Annotated in this window: 16 protein-coding genes and 1 pseudogene; 12 read left to right on the top strand and 5 right to left on the bottom strand. The window is 69.5% G+C overall.

Going from position 1 to position 16,682, the window contains the following annotated elements:
- Positions 1-69: 69 nt before the first annotated feature.
- The 4 genes from J8I33_RS25335 (at position 70) to J8I33_RS25350 (ending at position 3,822) form a co-directional block, all read left to right on the top strand.
- The gene (locus J8I33_RS25335; RefSeq protein ID WP_027785305.1) at positions 70-960 is read left to right on the top strand and encodes a phosphoribosylaminoimidazolesuccinocarboxamide synthase; all 891 of its coding nucleotides are present in this window, start codon (positions 70-72) and stop codon (positions 958-960) included.
- 13 nt (positions 961-973) lie between these two features.
- Complete coding sequence (gene purE / locus J8I33_RS25340) at positions 974-1,495, top strand: 5-(carboxyamino)imidazole ribonucleotide mutase (RefSeq protein WP_050014544.1); 522 nt, start codon at positions 974-976, stop codon at positions 1,493-1,495.
- A gap of 90 nt (positions 1,496-1,585) precedes the next feature.
- Entirely contained in the window at positions 1,586-2,782 is a 1,197-nt protein-coding gene (locus J8I33_RS25345) for a 5-(carboxyamino)imidazole ribonucleotide synthase (protein ID WP_209928297.1), read from the top strand.
- An 11-nt stretch (positions 2,783-2,793) separates the two neighbouring features.
- Entirely contained in the window at positions 2,794-3,822 is a 1,029-nt protein-coding gene (locus J8I33_RS25350) for an L-threonylcarbamoyladenylate synthase (protein ID WP_050014541.1), read from the top strand.
- 89 nt (positions 3,823-3,911) lie between these two features.
- Here the strand turns inward: J8I33_RS25350 and J8I33_RS25355 are convergent, their stop codons facing one another.
- The 3 genes from J8I33_RS25355 to dacB form a co-directional block, all read right to left on the bottom strand.
- Positions 3,912-5,051 (bottom strand): SGNH/GDSL hydrolase family protein, encoded by a 1,140-nt coding sequence (locus J8I33_RS25355; RefSeq protein ID WP_124556536.1) that lies wholly within the window; start codon positions 5,049-5,051, stop codon positions 3,912-3,914.
- A 96-nt stretch (positions 5,052-5,147) separates the two neighbouring features.
- On the bottom strand, positions 5,148-6,062 hold the full coding sequence (locus J8I33_RS25360; RefSeq protein ID WP_209928299.1) for a sterol desaturase family protein: 915 nt from the start codon (positions 6,060-6,062) through the stop codon (positions 5,148-5,150).
- Positions 6,063-6,395: 333 nt separating this feature from the next.
- Positions 6,396-7,928 (bottom strand): D-alanyl-D-alanine carboxypeptidase/D-alanyl-D-alanine-endopeptidase, encoded by a 1,533-nt coding sequence (dacB, locus tag J8I33_RS25365; protein WP_050014537.1) that lies wholly within the window; start codon positions 7,926-7,928, stop codon positions 6,396-6,398.
- Positions 7,929-8,113: 185 nt separating this feature from the next.
- Here dacB and J8I33_RS25370 point away from each other — a divergent pair, with 185 nt between their 5' ends.
- The 6 genes from J8I33_RS25370 to J8I33_RS25395 all read left to right on the top strand — a co-directional run bounded on the left by J8I33_RS25370 (position 8,114) and on the right by J8I33_RS25395 (position 13,488).
- Positions 8,114-8,776, top strand: coding sequence for a response regulator (locus tag J8I33_RS25370; protein WP_050014536.1), 663 nt, complete (start codon positions 8,114-8,116; stop codon positions 8,774-8,776).
- Positions 8,777-8,779: 3 nt separating this feature from the next.
- On the top strand, positions 8,780-10,126 hold the full coding sequence (locus J8I33_RS25375; RefSeq protein WP_050014534.1) for an ATP-binding protein: 1,347 nt from the start codon (positions 8,780-8,782) through the stop codon (positions 10,124-10,126).
- Between the two features lie 114 nt (positions 10,127-10,240).
- Positions 10,241-11,722, top strand: a complete 1,482-nt coding sequence (locus J8I33_RS25380) for a DegQ family serine endoprotease (RefSeq protein WP_089488779.1) — start codon at positions 10,241-10,243, stop codon at positions 11,720-11,722.
- A 104-nt stretch (positions 11,723-11,826) separates the two neighbouring features.
- Positions 11,827-12,264, top strand: a complete 438-nt coding sequence (locus tag J8I33_RS25385) for a carboxypeptidase-like regulatory domain-containing protein (protein WP_089488778.1) — start codon at positions 11,827-11,829, stop codon at positions 12,262-12,264.
- A gap of 128 nt (positions 12,265-12,392) precedes the next feature.
- A complete protein-coding gene (locus tag J8I33_RS25390; RefSeq protein ID WP_209939371.1) occupies positions 12,393-12,752 on the top strand; it encodes a DUF427 domain-containing protein in 360 nt (119 codons plus the stop codon).
- Positions 12,753-12,780: 28 nt separating this feature from the next.
- Positions 12,781-13,488, top strand: coding sequence for an SRPBCC domain-containing protein (locus J8I33_RS25395; RefSeq protein WP_209939372.1), 708 nt, complete (start codon positions 12,781-12,783; stop codon positions 13,486-13,488).
- A 51-nt stretch (positions 13,489-13,539) separates the two neighbouring features.
- Here J8I33_RS25395 and J8I33_RS25400 read toward each other — a convergent pair whose 3' ends face one another.
- Positions 13,540-14,544, bottom strand: coding sequence for a helix-turn-helix domain-containing protein (locus tag J8I33_RS25400; protein ID WP_209928301.1), 1,005 nt, complete (start codon positions 14,542-14,544; stop codon positions 13,540-13,542).
- Positions 14,545-14,696: 152 nt separating this feature from the next.
- Between J8I33_RS25400 and J8I33_RS25405 the strand changes: the two genes are divergently transcribed.
- Entirely contained in the window at positions 14,697-15,362 is a 666-nt protein-coding gene (locus tag J8I33_RS25405; RefSeq protein ID WP_209928303.1) for a cysteine hydrolase family protein, read from the top strand.
- A gap of 37 nt (positions 15,363-15,399) precedes the next feature.
- On the opposite strand, the gene J8I33_RS25410 is transcribed toward J8I33_RS25405, so the two are convergent.
- Entirely contained in the window at positions 15,400-16,041 is a 642-nt protein-coding gene (locus tag J8I33_RS25410; RefSeq protein WP_209928304.1) for a TetR family transcriptional regulator, read from the bottom strand.
- A gap of 408 nt (positions 16,042-16,449) precedes the next feature.
- Here J8I33_RS25410 and J8I33_RS25415 point away from each other — a divergent pair.
- Positions 16,450-16,682 (top strand): annotated as a pseudogene (locus J8I33_RS25415) (efflux transporter periplasmic adaptor subunit); the annotation flags it as partial.

The raw sequence follows: 16,682 nt of genomic DNA on the forward strand, positions 1-16,682 counted from the left end.
CCGCCGTTCCCGCCTGCCGCGGGGAACGGCGTTTCCCTTTTTGTTTGGCTCCTTATCTGCGAAAAGACGATGTCTACCCTTTACGAATCCACGCTCCGCTCGCTGCCGCTTCTCGGTCGCGGCAAGGTTCGCGATAACTACGCGGTCGGCAACGACAAGCTCCTGATCGTCACGACCGATCGCCTGTCGGCCTTCGACGTGGTAATGGGCGAGCCGATTCCGAACAAGGGCCGCGTGCTGAACCAGATGGCGAACTTCTGGTTCGACAAGCTCGCGCACATCGTGCCGAACCACCTGACGGGCGACGCGCCGGAAGCGGTCGTCGCGGCCGACGAGGTCGAGCAGGTGAAGGGCCGCGGCGTGGTCGTCAAGCGCCTCGAGCCGATCATGATCGAAGCGGTCGTGCGCGGCTACCTGGCCGGCAGCGGCTGGAAGGAATACCAGGCGTCGGGCGCCGTGTGCGGCGTGCAGCTGCCGGAAGGCCTGCAGAACGCGCAGAAGCTGCCCGAGCCGATCTTCACGCCGGCCGCGAAGGCCGAGATGGGCGAGCACGACGAGAACATCACGTTCGAGGAAACCGAGCGCCGCATCGGCACCGAGCTGGCCGCGACGATCCGCGACATCTCGATCCGCCTGTACAAGGAAGCGGCCGACTACGCGGCGACGCGCGGCATCATCATCGCCGACACGAAGTTCGAATTCGGCCTCGACAACCACGGCAAGCTGTATCTGATGGACGAAGTGCTGACCGCCGATTCGTCGCGCTTCTGGCCGGCCGACCAGTACGAAGTCGGCACGAACCCGCCGTCGTTCGACAAGCAGTTCGTGCGCGACTGGCTCGAGGCGCAGCCGTGGGGCAAGACGGCGCCGGCGCCGGCGCTGCCGGCCGACGTCGTCGAGAAGACGGCCGCGAAGTACCAGGAAGCGCTCGAGCGCATCACGGGCCAGTCGCTTGCCTGATCGAGGAAGAGAAATGAGTGAAGTCCAGACCGCCCACACGCACAGCGCGCCGCTGATCGGCGTGCTGATGGGTTCGAGTTCCGACTGGGACGTGATGAAGCACGCGGTCGCCATCCTGCAGGAATTCGGCGTGCCGTACGAAGCGAAGGTCGTGTCCGCGCACCGGATGCCCGACGAGATGTTCGACTATGCGGAGAAGGCGCGCGAGCGCGGGCTGCGCGCGATCATCGCGGGCGCCGGCGGCGCCGCACACCTGCCCGGCATGCTCGCCGCGAAAACCACGGTGCCCGTGCTCGGCGTGCCGGTCGCGAGCAAATACCTGAAGGGCGTCGATTCGCTGCACTCGATCGTGCAGATGCCGAAGGGCGTGCCGGTCGCGACGTTCGCGATCGGCGAGGCCGGCGCCGCGAATGCCGCGCTGTTCGCGGTGTCGATCCTGTCCGGGAACTCGGTCGACTACGCGAACCGGCTCGCCGCGTTCCGCGTGCGCCAGAACGAAGCCGCGCACGCGATGGTGCTGCCGCCGCTGGAATGACGGCATGGCGCGCGGCCGCACGCTGCGGCCGGCGCCGGATTTTCCTACTGCGGCGGGCCTTTCCGCGTTCCGCCGCGACCGACCACTGACATGACCGCAACTCCTGATTCCGTTTCCCCGATCCTGCCCGGCGCGTGGCTGGGCATGGTCGGCGGCGGCCAGCTCGGCCGCATGTTCTGCTTTGCCGCCCAGTCGATGGGCTATCGCGTCGCCGTGCTCGATCCCGATCCGACGAGCCCCGCCGGCGCAGTCGCCGATCGCCACCTGCGCGCGGCGTACGACGACGAAGCCGCACTCGCCGAACTGGCGGACCTGTGCGACGCCGTATCGACGGAGTTCGAGAACGTGCCGGCCGCGAGCCTCGATTTCCTCGCGCGCACGACGTTCGTCGCACCGGCCGGCCGCTGCGTCGCGGTCGCGCAGGACCGGATCGCGGAGAAGCGATTCATCGAGGCGTCGGGCGTGCCGGTCGCGCCGCACGTCGTGATCGAATCGGCGGCGGCGCTCGTCGCGCTCGACGATGCGGCGCTCGACGCGGTGCTGCCGGGCATCCTGAAGACGGCCCGCCTCGGCTACGACGGCAAGGGCCAGGTGCGTGTCGCCACCGCGCAGGAAGCGCGCGACGCGCATGCCGCGCTCGGCGGCGTGCCGTGCGTGCTGGAGAAGCGCCTGCCGCTGAAATACGAAGTGTCGGCGCTGATCGCGCGCGGCGCCGACGGCCGCTCGGCCGCGTTCCCGCTCGCGCAGAACGTGCATCACAACGGCATCCTCGCGCTGACGGTCGTGCCGGCGCCGGCGGCCGACGCCGCGCGCGTCGAAGAGGCGCAGCAGGCGGCCGTGCGGATCGCCGATACGCTCGGCTACGTCGGCGTGCTGTGCGTCGAATTCTTCGTGCTGGAGGACGGCTCGTTCGTCGCGAACGAAATGGCGCCGCGCCCGCACAACTCCGGCCACTACACGGTCGATGCGTGCGCAACGAGCCAGTTCGAGCAGCAGGTGCGCGCGATGACGCGCATGCCGCTCGGCAATCCGCGCCAGCATTCGCCGGCCGCGATGCTGAACATCCTCGGCGACGTGTGGTTTCCCAACGGTGCGGCGGCCGACGCCGTCACGCCGCCGTGGGACACGGTCGCCGCGATGCCGGCCGCGCACCTGCATCTGTACGGCAAGGAAGAAGCGCGCGTCGGCCGCAAGATGGGCCACGTGAACTTCACGGCCGAGACGCGCGACGAAGCCGTCGCCGCCGCCACCGCGTGCGCGCACCTGCTGCGCGTGCCGCTCGACTGAGGCGCGGGCCGATGTCCATCGATCTCCCGAAGCACGTGACGCCCGCGCAGATCGACGCGGCCGCCGCGCTGCTCGACGCGGGCCAGCTCGTCGCGTTTCCGACCGAGACCGTCTACGGGCTCGGCGGCGACGCGGCGAACCCCGAGGCCGTCGCGCGCATCTATGCGGCGAAGGGGCGGCCCGCGAACCATCCGGTGATCGTGCATCTGCCGCCCGGCGGCGACCCGGGCTATTGGGCCGACGACCTGCCGGCCGACGCGCACGCGTTGATCGATGCATTCTGGCCGGGCCCGCTCACGCTGATCCTGAAGCGCCATGCGCGCATTCCCGATGCCGTGAGCGGCGGGCAGGATTCGGTCGGGCTGCGCTGTCCGTCGCATCCGGTCGCGCAGGCGCTGCTGGCCGCGTTCAGCGCGCGGCGCGGCGGCCATGGCGGCGTGGCCGCGCCGTCCGCGAACCGGTTCGGCCACGTGAGTCCGACGACCGCGCAGCACGTGCGCGACGAGTTCGGCGATACCGTGCACGTGCTCGACGGCGGCGCGTCCGAAGTCGGCATCGAGTCGACGATTCTCGACCTGTCGCGCGGCTTCCCGGCGCTGCTGCGCCCGGGCCACGTGACGCCGCAACAGATCGCCGACGTGCTCGGCCGCGCACCGAGGCTGCCGGACGGCAGCGATGCGACGGCGCCGCGCGCGTCGGGCACGCTGAAAGCGCATTACGCGCCGCGCACGCCGCTCGCGCTGCTGCCGTTCGACGCGCTCGAGCCGCTGCTCGCGGCCGCGCAGACCGACGGCGAGCGCGTCGCGCTCGTCGCGCGCGCATCGCGGGCAGCGCACTGGGCGCAGGCCGACGGCGTGCATTTCATCGCGGCGCCGGAAGATCCGCAGGCCTATGCGCGCGACCTGTACGGGATGCTGCGGGCGCTCGACCGCGCGCAGGTCGCGCGCATCCTCGTCGAGAAGCTGCCCGAGACCGTCGAATGGATCGCGGTCAACGATCGTCTCGGCCGCGCGGCGGCCGCGTTCGAAGCGCGCGACTGACGCAGCCTTCGCCTTCCGCTCGAGAATGAAAAAACGCCTGACCGGCGCGAACCGGTCAGGCGTTTTCGCTTGGGCGCGTGGCCGGCGGCTTACTTGCCGACGCCGGATTTCGCGATCTGCTGTTCGACGTACTGCGCGAACAGCGCATGCAGGCGCGTGGTCGGGTGGACCGTGTCGGCGAACATGTAGGTCTGGTCCGCGTTCGCGACCGTGTAGGTCTGCGGCGAGCAGAACAGCGACGAGCCGAACGCGGTCGCGTTCGCGACGCCGTACTGCGTCGCGGCCTGGACCATCGCCTTCAGGTTGCAGGCCGTATCGGTGTTCTTCACGCTGAAGCCGTTCGCCTGGTAGTTGGCCGCGATGCCGTCCTGCCACGTGAACGAATCGACCACCGCGACCTTCGTGGTGTCGACCTTCAGCGCGGCCAGCGTGCCGGCCAGCGTCTGGTTGAAGAGGCCCGACAGTTGCGTGAACGCGGCCTGCGTGCCGCCCTGCAGCGCGAGCGGCGTGCTGCCGATGTCCGGCACGTTCGCGACGAACACGTGCGTGGCGCCTGCCGCGACGATCTGCTGGACGATTCCGCCGAGCTGCTGCGCGGCCAGGCCGATCGCCTGCGCCGCCGCGAGCTGCGCGGCCGGCGTATTGCCTTGCGCCTGCGCGACCTGGGCCTGGTAGAAGATGTCGTTCGCGCCGCCGTTGATCAGCACGATCTGGCCGGCGTTGAAGCTGCCGTGCTGCGTCAGGTACTGCTTGACCTGATCGGCGATCGGCGTGGTGGTCGCCTGCGCGTAGTCGGGGTTCGGCACGCTCGCGTCCGCATGGCCGATGCCCGGCTGCAGCGTCACGCGCGAGCCGCCCTGCGCGTAGCCGAGGCCGCCGGTGGCCTGCAGCGGGATGCCGAAGCCGCCCTGGTTGGCGGGCTGCAGCGTGTCGCCGTAGTACTGCGCGACGTTCTGCGTCCACACCTGGCCCGGGTTGGTCGTGAAGCGGCCGCCGCCGAAGCCGAGCTTGATTTGCGAGTAGGTGCCGACGTCGGACAGGCTGTCGCCGAACGACACGATTTGCATCTTCACGCCCGACGGCGGCGTGGTCGACGCGCTGCTGCCGTTGTTGTCGTCGCCGCCGCCGCATGCGGCGAGCAGCGCGAGCGCGGCGCCGGCGATCGCGACCTGCGCGGTGCGCAGCATGCGCCCACGCGTGCGGGAAAGTGCGTGTTGTTGTGTCTGCATCGTTCTATCTCCTCGTAGATATGGCCCTGATGTGTTTCTCATCTGCCGCGTGCCTGCTCGGTTCCGGGCTGCGCGGCGGCCGTTGGCTGAAACGGTTTATCGGTCGCGCGCAGCCGCCGGCGGCACGGTGCGCGGATCGGGGTTCGCGGCCTCGGCAATCTGCGCATGATAAGCGCTCGCCCATTCGGGCGGGCCGAAAATCGCGCGCAGCTTGTTGCGCCATCCGCCGACGCGCCACGCGTCGGACGCCATCGCCCCCCACTCGTGGAACGTCGCGACGAGCGGGTTGTTCGAGCCGAGCCGCTCGACGATTCCGTACTGCGGCGGATCGTCGGGCGTTTCGTCGACATAGCTGCCGAACAGGCGATCCCAGATCACCAGGACGCCTGCGTAATTGCGGTCGATGTAGCGCGCGTTGCGCGCATGGTGCGCGCGGTGGATCGACGGCGTGTTCAGCACGTATTCGAGCCAGCCGAGCTTGCCGATCGCCTGCGTGTGCACGAAGAACTGGAACGCGAGGTTGATCAGCACGATGCCGACGACCTGTTGCGGCGGAAAGCCGGCGAACGCGAGCGGCAGCCAGAACAGCCACATGCCCGAGACCGGGTACATCAGGCTCTGGCGGAACGCGGTCGAGAAATTCATCCGCTCGGACGAGTGGTGCACGACGTGCGCGGCCCACAGCCAGCGCACGCGATGACTCGCGCGATGGAACACGTAGTAGAGGAAGTCCTGCGCGACGAACAGCACCGCGAACGACAGCCAGCCGTCGTGCCACGTGTAAAGACGATAGTGCCGGTAGCAGTACGCATAGACGGGAATCACGAACAGCCATGCGAGCTTGTCGGCGCCCTGGTGCATCAGCGCGAGCGCCGCGTTGCACAGCGTGTCGCGCCACGCATAGATGCGGTCGTGCGCACGGGTGCGGGCGAGGTGCCAGGCCTCCCACGCGATGCAGAGCAGGAAGACGGGCGCCAGCGCGAGCAGAAGCAATTCGACGTCGAATCGCATGGGCGAGTGTCTCCTTCGTTCCCCTGCAAGCCATGAGGCCGGGCGTGTGGCCCGTTGTAGATATCGGTCAGGCCAACAGCCTACGCAATCGCCACGCGCTAGGCGAGGGGGCAGCGTAGAGGGTTCCCTCTGAGGACAGGGTTTCTACGGAATCCGTACTGCACGGGGCCGGGCGGTGCGGCCCCGTTTTGCGGGCATGGCGTGCGCACAGCGCGTTGCACGAGGGTGGCGGCGGCGTTTCAAACCGCGCAGCGCGAAATTTCGCGGGCGACGCGGAGCAGCGGGAGCGCGGGCCGCGTTGTCACGACGGCCCGATGCGCGGTGCGCGGAGCGTCAGTGCGCGCCCGCGTAGATCCACTCGAGCAGCGTGTCGTGCGCGGCGCGTGCGCCTTCCGCGCGATCGTCGTTGATGAAGCTGACGACGACGTAGCTCTGGCCGTCCGCGCCGGCGACGTAGCCGGCGATCGCGCGCACGTCGCGCAGCGTGCCGGTCTTGATGTGCGCGTTGCCGAGCACGCCGGCGTTGGTGAGGCGGTTCTTCATCGTGCCGTCGATGCCGGCGATCGGCAGCGAATCGACGAACGCCTGCGCGACCGGGCTCGCGTTCGCGGCCTGCAGCAGCGCGGCGAGCGACAGCGCGCTCACGTGCTCTTCGCGCGACAGCCCCGAGCCGTTCTCGAGCACGAGATCGGGCATCGCGATGCCGTTCTTCTGCAGGAACGCCTGGATCGCGCGGCTCGACTGCTCGGGCGTCGCGGGCGGCTTGCCGCTGACCGCGCCGATCGTCAGGAACAGGTTGCGCGCCATCACGTTGTTGCTGAACTTGTTGATGTCGTAGACGATGCTGCCGAGCACCGGGCTGTGATGCACGGCGAGCGGCCGCGCGGTGGTCGGCACCTTGCCTTCGCTCACGGGCCCCGCGATCGTGCCGCCGTCCTGCTGCCACAGCGCGAGGAAGCCGCGCGCGAAGAAGGTCGTGTGATCGAGGATCGCGAGATTGGTCGTGTGCGCGCCGCAGCGCAGCGGGTAGTCGCCGGCGAACGACGCGGTCATGATCCCGCCGCCGGCCGTCAGCGTCGGGCGCGCGGCCGCGGCGGCCGCGCTGCACGAGCCCGAGCCTTCGACGAGCTGGTTGTCGATCGACAGGTCCGCGAGCGGCGGCAGCACGTCGACGGCGACCTTGCCGTCGTCGCCCGGCGTGACCGTGAACGACACGGCCTTGAATGCGTACAGCAGCGGATCGGGGCCGACGTTGTACGGCGCGCTTGCATCGTCGTCGAATGACGGCAGGTCGCGCGTCGACGCCGCGAAATAGCTCTTGTCGAGCACGAGGCCGCCGGCCACGCGCTTCACGCCCGCCTTGCGCAGCTTGTCGACGAGGTCGATCAATTCTTCGGGCACGAGCTTCGGATCGCCGGTGCCCTTGATGTACAGGTTGCCCTGCAGCGTGCCGTCGGGGTCGATCGTGCCGTCCGTGTACGCGGTCGTGCGCCAGCGGTAGTCGGGGCCGAGGATCGACAGGCCCGAGAAGGTCGTCACGAGCTTCATCGTCGAGGCCGGCAGCATTGGCCGGCTCGCATTCCACGCGATCAGCGGTTGCGGATCGCCGACGCGCTCGACCACGACGCTCATCGCCGATGCCGGCACCTTCGCGCGCTGCAGCGCGACGAGCACCGATGCCGGCAGGCCGGCCGCGCGCGCGGCCGGCGACACGACGGCGCTCTTGCGCGCTTCCTTGTGGGATTTCTTGCGGGCCTGCGCGGGCGGCGCGAACGCGAGCGCGGTGCAGGTGGCGACGACGGCGGCCGCCCGCAGGCAGACGCGGGCGCGAGGGGCGAACCGGGCGGAAAGATCGGAAATCGGCATGGGCGAATACGGGAAAAGCGGGGGCTCGGGCAGGGCGCGCGGGGCGCCGAAGCGCACATTGTAGAGACAAGTCGCGGCACGCCCCTTGCAATCCGCCTTACTGTTGCATTGCAGGGTGCCGCGCACGCGATTCGCGGCGCTACAATGGTCGCCGTGTTTGACTCGCCCCATGGATGCGTGGCCCGATGCGGATTCTGCTTGTCGAAGATGATCGAATGATTGCCGAAGGCGTGCGCAAGGCGCTGCGCTCGGACGGCTTTGCGGTCGACTGGGTGCAGGACGGCGACGCTGCGCTGACGGCGCTCGGCGGCGAGACGTACGATCTGCTGCTGCTCGATCTCGGGCTGCCGAAGCGCGACGGCATCGACGTGCTGCGCACGCTGCGCGGGCGCGGGCTGGCGCTGCCGGTGCTGATCGTCACCGCGCGCGACGCGGTCGCCGATCGCGTGAAGGGGCTCGACGCGGGCGCCGACGACTACCTCGTCAAGCCGTTCGATCTCGACGAGCTCGGCGCGCGGATGCGCGCGCTGATCCGCCGCCAGGCCGGGCGCAGCGAGTCGCTGATCCGCCACGGCGCGCTGACGCTCGATCCGGCCGCGCACCAGGTGACGCTCGACGGCGCGCCCGTCGCGCTGTCCGCGCGCGAGTTCGCGCTGCTCGAGGCGCTGCTCGCGCGGCCGGGCGCGGTGCTGTCGAAGAGTCAGCTCGAGGAGAAGATGTACGGCTGGGGCGAGGAGATCGGCAGCAACACGGTCGAGGTCTACATCCACGCGCTGCGCAAGAAGCTCGGCTCGGACCTGATCCGCAACGTGCGCGGGCTCGGCTACATGGTCGTCAAGGAAAGCTGACGCGTGCGGTCGATTCGTCATCAATTGCTGATCTGGCTGCTCGCGATCGTGGTCGCGGGCGTGGGCATGGCGGGCTGGCTCATCTACCGGCAGGCGCTCGCCGAGGCGAACGAACTGTTCGACTACCAGCTGCAGGAAATCGCCGCGGCGCTGCCGTCCGAGCCGTTCTCGCAGGTGTTCGGCTCGCGCACCAACGGCGACGAAGGCATCGTGATCCAGATCTGGAACCGCAACGGCGTGCTGATGTACTTCTCGCATCCGCGCGCGCCGATCGCGCCGCGCGCGGAGCTCGGCTTCTCGACCGAGCGCACCGATCGCGGCGAATGGCGCGTGTACGGCGCGATCGTCGGCGACAACGTCGTGCAGCTCGCGCAGCCGCTGTCGGTGCGCAACCGGCTCGCGGCGAACGTCGCGCTGCGCACGCTGTGGCCGCTGATCGTGCTGCTGCCGTTCCTCGGCGCGGCCGTGTGGGGGATCGTCGGGCGCGGGCTCGCGCCGCTCGGCCGCGTGACGCGCGCGGTCGAGGCGCGCCGGCCGGAAGCGCTCGATCCGCTGCCCGACGGCCGGCTGCCGCTCGAGGTGCAGCCGCTCGTGCGGGCGCTGAACGGGCTGCTCGCGCGATTGTCGTCGGCGCTCGACACGCAGAAGGCGTTCGTCGCCGACGCCGCGCACGAATTGCGCACGCCGCTCGCGGCCGTGCAGATCCAGGCGCAGCTCGTCGCGCGCGCGAAGGACGATGCATCGCGCCGCGAGGCGATCGCGGATCTCCAGGACGGCGTGTCGCGCGCGACGCGCCTCACCGAGCAACTGCTCGCGCTCGCCCGCGCCGAGCCGGACGGTGCGACGATGCGCGAACCGGTCGACCTGCAGGCGCTGCTCGCCGAATGCGTGGCCGCGCATGCGCCGCTCGCGCAGCGGCACGACATCGATCTCGGCTTCGAGGAAACGCGCGCGGCGAGCGTCGTCGCGGACGTCGGCGCGCTGCGCGTGATGTTCGGCAACCTGCTCGACAACGCGGTGAAGTACACGCCGGACGGCGGCCGCATCGACGTGTCGCTGACGCGCGACGCGGCCGGCCGCGCGTGCGTGCAGATCGCCGACAGCGGGCCGGGCATTCCGGCCGACGAGCGCGAACGCGTGTTCGACCGCTTCTATCGCGACAGCACGGCGCGCGCGCGCACCGACGTGTCGGGCAGCGGGCTCGGGCTCGCGATCGTCAAGCGCGTGGCCGCGCAGCAGGGCGCGACGGTGTCGCTCGGCGATGCGGCCGCGGGCGGCCTGCTCGTCAGCGTCGTGTTCCGCGATGCCGAGATGCCGGCCCAGGCGCCGCAGCCTTCCGAATCCGCCTGACGGGACGCGGGGCCGGCCCGGCGCCGGAGGTCGCTTAAGCCCCGCTTAAGGCTGATTAAGCCTCCTTTAAGTCAGGGTCGTTACGCTGCGTCCTAACAACGAGGAGGTCCTACGATGAACACCCGATTCCTTGCACGCGGCACCGTCGCGGTCGCCGTGGCGGCCGCCCTGTCGGCAGGCTATTTCGCCGGTACCCGCCGCGCCGATCCGCAGATCATCACGCCCGCGCAGGCCGCCATGATGCCGGCCGAAGCCGCCGCCAAGACCGGCATCCCCGATTTCTCCGGGCTCGTCGAGACCTACGGCCCGGCGGTCGTGAACATCAGCGCGAAGCATGTCGTGAAGCAGGTGTCGCGGCGCGCGCCGCAGCCGCAACTGCCGATCGATCCGAGCGACCCGTTCTACCAGTTCTTCAAGCACTTCTACGGCCAGGTGCCGGGCATGGGCGGCGACGCGCAGCCGGACGACCAGCCGAGCGCAAGCCTCGGGTCGGGCTTCATCGTCAGCGCCGACGGGTACATCCTCACCAATGCGCACGTGATCGACGGCGCGAACGTCGTCACGGTCAAGCTGACCGACAAGCGCGAATACAAGGCGAAGGTCGTCGGCTCCGACAAGCAGTCCGACGTCGCCGTGCTGAAGATCGACGCGAGCGGCCTGCCGACCGTGAAGATCGGCGATCCGGCGCAGAGCAAGGTCGGCCAGTGGGTCGTCGCGATCGGCTCGCCGTACGGCTTCGACAACACGGTCACGTCGGGCATCATCAGCGCGAAGTCGCGTGCGCTGCCGGACGAGAACTACACGCCGTTCATCCAGACCGACGTGCCGGTGAACCCCGGCAACTCGGGCGGCCCGCTGTTCAACCTGCAGGGCGAGGTGATCGGCATCAACTCGATGATCTACTCGCAGACGGGCGGCTTCCAGGGCCTGTCGTTCGCGATCCCGATCAACGAGGCGATCAAGGTGAAGGACGAGCTCGTGAAGACGGGCCATGTGAGCCGCGGCCGTCTCGGCGTGGCCGTGCAGGGGCTGAACCAGACGCTCGCGAGCTCGTTCGGGCTGCCGAAGCCGGACGGTGCGCTCGTCAGCTCGGTCGACGCCAACGGTCCGGCCGCGAAGGCCGGCCTGCAGCCGGGCGACGTGATCCTGTCGGTCAACGGCTCGCCGGTCGCCGATTCGACGTCGCTGCCCGCGCAGATCGCGAACCTGAAGCCGGGTTCGAAGGCCGAGTTGCAGATCTGGCGCGACAAGTCGAAGAAGTCGATCAGCGTGACGCTCGGCGCGATGGCCGATGCGAAGCTCGCGTCGAACGACGGCGGGCCGGTCGAGCAGGGTCGTCTGGGTGTCGCGGTGCGGCCGCTGTCGCCGCAGGAGCGCAACGCCGACAACCTGTCGCACGGGCTGATCGTGCAGCAGGCCGGCGGGCCGGCCGCCAACGCGGGCATCCAGCCCGGCGACGTGATCCTCGCGGTGAACGGCCGCCCGGTCACGAGCCCCGAGCAGTTGCGCGACGCGGTGAAGGGCGCGGGCAACAGTCTTGCTCTGTTGATCCAGCGCGATAATGCACAGATCTTCGTGCCGGTCGACCTGAGCTGACCGGCCACGGCCGACGGCCGGCCCGGCCGGCCGCGGCGGGCGCCGCCGCCGCTCGATCGCGTGACGCTGCGCCCCGTATGTGTTCCGACCCCAAGGAGAGAGCCATGCAACATCTACGCAACGTGTCCCGATTTGCCGTCGCCGCGGCGCTGACCGCCGGCCTCGCGGCCGGTGCGACCGGCGCGTACGCGCAGTCGGACGGTCTGCCCGCCGCGAGCCAGCAAGGCGATATCAGCTATGTGTCGGGCGGTATCGGCAAGGACCAGTCGACGGCATTCCAGAGTAACGAGGCGTCATGGCCGCTGGCGCTGCGCTTCACCGGCAAGGGCGGCGAGTTCCTGGCCGACGTCCATGTCCGGATCGTCGACGGCAAGGGCACCGAGGTGCTGGCGACCGACGCGCGCGGGCCGTATATGCTGGTGAAGCTGCCGCCGGGGCGCTATACGGTGCATGCGTCGTACCAGGGCAGCGACGAATCGCGCGCCGTCACGGTCGGCGCGAAGGGCGGCGCGAAAGCCGCGTTCCAGTGGAGTGCGCAGTAGCCGCCCGCGCGCGGCCCGGGCCCGGGACGCGCACTCGGACGAAGTTTCGCCCATAATGAAAGCCACGGCATGCGTGCCGTGGCTTTTTCGTTTCCTGCCCGGCCTGGCGGCCGCCCGAAGGAGAAACGATGTCCGATGCAGCCGACCCCCGACTCGAAATCGTGCCGAACCGTCATCGCGTGCGCGTGATCCATCGCGGCATCACCTATGCCGATTCGCACGGCGCGCTGACCGTGCGTGAAGCGGGGCTCCCGGACATCCACTACCTGCCGCGCAGCGACGTCAACATGCGCCGGCTCGTGAAATCGGGCGTCACGACCGCCTGCCCGTTCAGGGGGCAGGCCGTGCATTTCGACTTGCAGACGGAAGACGGCGTGATCGAGAACGTCGCATGGAGTTACGAAGAACCGAAGGAGGCGGCCGCCGTGCTCGCGCACTACGTCGCCTTCGATGTCGCACGGGTCGACAGTCTCGTCGAGACGTCCTGATGCGGCGCGCGTTCATCGGGGAGGCGTCATGGAATTGAACGACACGTTACGCGTACCGCTCGCGCCGCCTGTCGTGCGGGGAGCGCTGGAGGATCTCGCGCTGCTGCGTGCGAGCTTCGATCATTGCGAATCGTTCGTGAAACTCGCGCACGGCGAGTTCGCGCTGACGATCACGGTGCCGCTGGGCCCGCTGCGCGCCCGCTACGACGTGCGCGCGCATGCGGCCGCCGAACAGGGCGACGCGGAAGGGCAGCCGCGCCGCGTGCTCAACTTCAAGGCGCGGGCCGACGGCCTCGGCGCGCTGCGCGGCCAGGTCGAGCTCGTGCTGATGCCGGATGACGATGCGACCGCCACGCGCATCGAGTACGTGGTCTGGGCGACGGCGAGCGGGCCGCTCGCGGAGTTGCCGGGGCGGCAGATCGACAATGCGCTGCGCGAATGGACCGACGCGTTCTTCCGTGAGTTCTGCGCGGTCGTGCAGGCGAAGCACGGCCTCGTGCCGAATCGCGCGAGCGCCGCCGCGCAGCGACGCCAGCATGTCTTTCTGCGGCCGGCATCGCTGATGGCCGCGACGAAGCGTTCGCTGCCGCCGCATCTCGGCGGTACGCTGAGCGGGCGGGCGGCGAGCGCGCTCCGGCATCGCGATTCCGGCACGGTGCCCGTGTGGGCCTGGGCGGCGATGATCGTGTTCGTCGCGCTGCTGCTTTACGCGGCACGCTGGTTCAACGGCGGCTGAGCGGTCGCCCGGTTCCGCGTCACGGCCTGCGTCGCGCCCGCACGGCGCGTATCACCGTCCCGCGTCGTTACCGGCGCCGGCGCCGCGAAATTCCCTTCGATATGCAGACGGCGACGTGCCGAGCGCGCCCGCGAAACGCTGGCGCAGCGACACGCTCGAGCCGTAGCCGGCCGCCTGCGCGATCGCGTCGATCGATTGTCCGGTGGTTTCGAGCAGATGCTGCGCGCGCGCGAGCCGCTCGGCCTGCAGCCACGCGGTGACGGTCGTGCCCGTCGCCTGGCGGAAGTGACGCGTGAACGTGCGCCGACTCATCAGCACGCGTTCGGCGAGCGAATCGACGCTATGCGCGGCGTCGAGATGGGCGCGCACCCAATCGAGCAGGCCCGCGAGCCGCGCATCGCGCGGGTGCGCGGCGACCGGTTGCGGCACGTACTGGGCCTGGCCGCCCTGGCGGTGCGGCGGGATCACGAGGCGGCGCGCGATCCGGTTCGCGGCGTCCGAGCCGAAGCGTCGCCGCACGACGTGCAGGCAGCAGTCGAGGCCTGCCGCCGTGCCGGCCGACGTCATCAGGTTGCCGTCGCCTACATACAGCACGTCGGGATCGAGTCGCACGCGCGGAAAGCGCTGCGCGAAATCGTCGGCCCACGCCCAGTGCGTGGTGGCCGGGCGGCCGTCGAGCAGCCCCGCCGCGGCGAGCACGTACGCGCCGAGGCACAGGCCGACGAGCTCGGCGCCGCGCGCGGCGACCGCGCGCACCGCATCGAGCAGCGCGTCGGGCGGCGTTTCGTCCGGGTCGCGCCACGAAGGCACGATGACGATGTCCGCATCGTCGAGCGCGTCGAGCCCGTACGGCGCGGTGATCGTGAAGCCGCCCGTGGTCGCGAGCGGGCCGCGCTCGGCCGAGCAGACGCGGAATTCGAACACGGGCGACACGGCCGCGTCGCGTTCCTTGCCGAACACGACCGATGGCACCGACAGATGGAACGGGCTGATGCCGTCGTACGCGATCACGGCGACGACGGTCGGAGCGGACGGGGACGAGGCGACGGCGGGCATGGCGGACTCCGGAACGGCGATGGCCCGATTTTATCGAAGAATGGCTATCGGGCCACTATCGACGCACGCCATGCGGCCCGACAATGCATTGCATCGCACTGCTGGCCGCCCCGCTCCGGGGCGGGGCAGCGCCTCCCGACCAGGAGCTCGCCATGTCGAATGCCGCCTCGCATTCCGCTTCCCGTCCCGCCAACCGCCGCGCGCTGATCGTGATCGACGTGCAGAACGAATACGTGACGGGCAACCTGCCGATCGAATATCCGCCGCTCGACGTGTCGCTCGCGAACATCGGCCGTGCGATCGACGCCGCGCACGCGGCCGGCGTGCCGGTGATCGTGGTGCAGCACGTCGCGCCGGCGGGCGCGCCGATTTTCGCGCCCGGCAGCGACGGCGTCGCGCTGCACGCGGTGGTCGCGAGCCGGCCGTACGCGCATCGGATCGAGAAGGCGCAGGCAAGCTCGTTCGCCGGCACCGATCTCGCCGCGTGGCTCGACGCGCACGGGATCGACACGCTCGCGGTGGCCGGCTACATGACGCACAACTGCAATGCGTCGACGGTCTATCACGCGGCGCATGCGGGGCTGAAGGTCGAGTACCTGAACGACGCGACGGGCACGTTGCCCTACGAGAACGAAGCGGGCGCGGTGAGCGCCGAAGAGATTCACCGCGCGTACGGGGTGGTGTTCCAGTCGAATTTCGCGGCGGTGATGTCGACCGACGCGTGGATCGCGGGACTGGCCGGCGCGCCGATGCCGGCGCGCGATTCGGTGGCCGCGTCGAACCGGCGGGCCCGCGCGCGGCGCGCGAAGGCGGCCTGACCCCGCGCGGCGACAGGGCGTGCGACGCGCCGCGCGGTCAGTCGCCGTCCTTCAGCATCGCCGGGCTGTAGCGCAGCATGTCGAAGCAGCCGTCGACGAGCTTTTCCGCATGCTGCTCGGCGTCGATCTCGTCGGGCAGCATCAGCATGTCGCGCACGAAGCCGCTGACGAGCGTGTGCAGCATCAGCGTCGCGCGCCACGTATCGAGCCGCTCGGGCAGCAGCTTGAGCCCCACGGCCACCGCGAGATCGGCGTCGATCATGTGCAGCGCCTCGCTCATCCCCGCGCGGTTGCGCTGGAGCAGCGGCTCCATGTCCGCGACGTATTCGCACTTCATGAACATGATGCTGAACACGCGCCGCAGCTGCGGGTCGCGCTGCACGCCGAGCAGGCACCAGATCAGGATCTGGCGCACCTTCTCGAGCGGATTGCCGCCCGGCGCGTCGAGCGGCATCCGCTTCAGTTCGTCGATCGGCAGGAGCACGCGGTTGAACATCGCATCGAACAGTTCGCTCTTGTTCGCGAAATGCCAGTAGATCGCGCCGCGCGTCACGCCGGCGTGCTGGGCGATGTCCGCGAGCGACGTGTGCGACACGCCTTTCTCGAAGAACACGTGTTCGGCGGCGTCGAGAATGCGATTGCGTGTCTCGAGCGCCTCCTCCTTGGTACGTCTGACCATGTGCAGGCCTGATTGGATCGATCGTCGGTGAATAGAGGGTCGCCACCCCTCGTCGCCGTCATGCAGACGGGCTATGCTTGCTTCCGGTAACAATTCGTAAGACTGGACAGCCGGCGGCGTACAAACGGGCTTTTTACATACATTCGTGAATGTATATACAATACCACCCTACGATCGAATGACCCAAGTGGCAATCAGTTAATATCCCACTCTGCTGATTCCCGCCCTAGTACTTGTCCGCAGTTCGCGGCGTCCCGTCGGCACGGAGGTCTCGTGCCGACTTGCTGTATCCAGCAGTCTCTAGCAGTCCAGTAATTCAGGTGTTCGATCAGCGCCGCGAGGCGCATCCGTGTTGCGCTCCGCTCGGGCGCGGCACTTATTCCATTGGTTATACACAGAGGTCGCTCCATGCGCGTCGAACGGGTTCCATACCGCTTAATCACTGTCGCGACGGCCGCCGTTTTCCTGGCCGCGTGCGGGAAAAAAGAATCGGCACCGCCGCCGCAAACGCCGGAAGTCGGCGTCGTCACCGTCCAGCCGCAAGCCGTCCCGGTCTTCACCGACCTGCCGGGCCGCACCAGTGCATTCCTCGTCGCGCAGGTCCGCGCGCGGGTCGACGGCATCGTGCTGCGCCGCGAATT

The sequence above is a fragment of the Burkholderia sp. AcTa6-5 genome (assembly GCF_017815075.1).
GTDB lineage: Bacteria > Pseudomonadota > Gammaproteobacteria > Burkholderiales > Burkholderiaceae > Burkholderia > Burkholderia sola.

Coding starts and splice junctions, on each gene's coding strand:
- J8I33_RS25335 (WP_027785305.1), top strand. CDS start 70: ATGTCTACCCTTTACGAATCCACGCTCCGCTCGCTGCCGCTTCTCGGT.
- purE (WP_050014544.1), top strand. CDS start 974: ATGAGTGAAGTCCAGACCGCCCACACGCACAGCGCGCCGCTGATCGGC.
- J8I33_RS25345 (WP_209928297.1), top strand. CDS start 1,586: ATGACCGCAACTCCTGATTCCGTTTCCCCGATCCTGCCCGGCGCGTGG.
- J8I33_RS25350 (WP_050014541.1), top strand. CDS start 2,794: ATGTCCATCGATCTCCCGAAGCACGTGACGCCCGCGCAGATCGACGCG.
- J8I33_RS25355 (WP_124556536.1), bottom strand. CDS start 5,051: ATGCAGACACAACAACACGCACTTTCCCGCACGCGTGGGCGCATGCTG.
- J8I33_RS25360 (WP_209928299.1), bottom strand. CDS start 6,062: ATGCGATTCGACGTCGAATTGCTTCTGCTCGCGCTGGCGCCCGTCTTC.
- dacB (WP_050014537.1), bottom strand. CDS start 7,928: ATGCCGATTTCCGATCTTTCCGCCCGGTTCGCCCCTCGCGCCCGCGTC.
- J8I33_RS25370 (WP_050014536.1), top strand. CDS start 8,114: ATGCGGATTCTGCTTGTCGAAGATGATCGAATGATTGCCGAAGGCGTG.
- J8I33_RS25380 (WP_089488779.1), top strand. CDS start 10,241: ATGAACACCCGATTCCTTGCACGCGGCACCGTCGCGGTCGCCGTGGCG.
- J8I33_RS25385 (WP_089488778.1), top strand. CDS start 11,827: ATGCAACATCTACGCAACGTGTCCCGATTTGCCGTCGCCGCGGCGCTG.
- J8I33_RS25390 (WP_209939371.1), top strand. CDS start 12,393: ATGTCCGATGCAGCCGACCCCCGACTCGAAATCGTGCCGAACCGTCAT.
- J8I33_RS25395 (WP_209939372.1), top strand. CDS start 12,781: ATGGAATTGAACGACACGTTACGCGTACCGCTCGCGCCGCCTGTCGTG.
- J8I33_RS25400 (WP_209928301.1), bottom strand. CDS start 14,544: ATGCCCGCCGTCGCCTCGTCCCCGTCCGCTCCGACCGTCGTCGCCGTG.
- J8I33_RS25405 (WP_209928303.1), top strand. CDS start 14,697: ATGTCGAATGCCGCCTCGCATTCCGCTTCCCGTCCCGCCAACCGCCGC.
- J8I33_RS25410 (WP_209928304.1), bottom strand. CDS start 16,041: ATGGTCAGACGTACCAAGGAGGAGGCGCTCGAGACACGCAATCGCATT.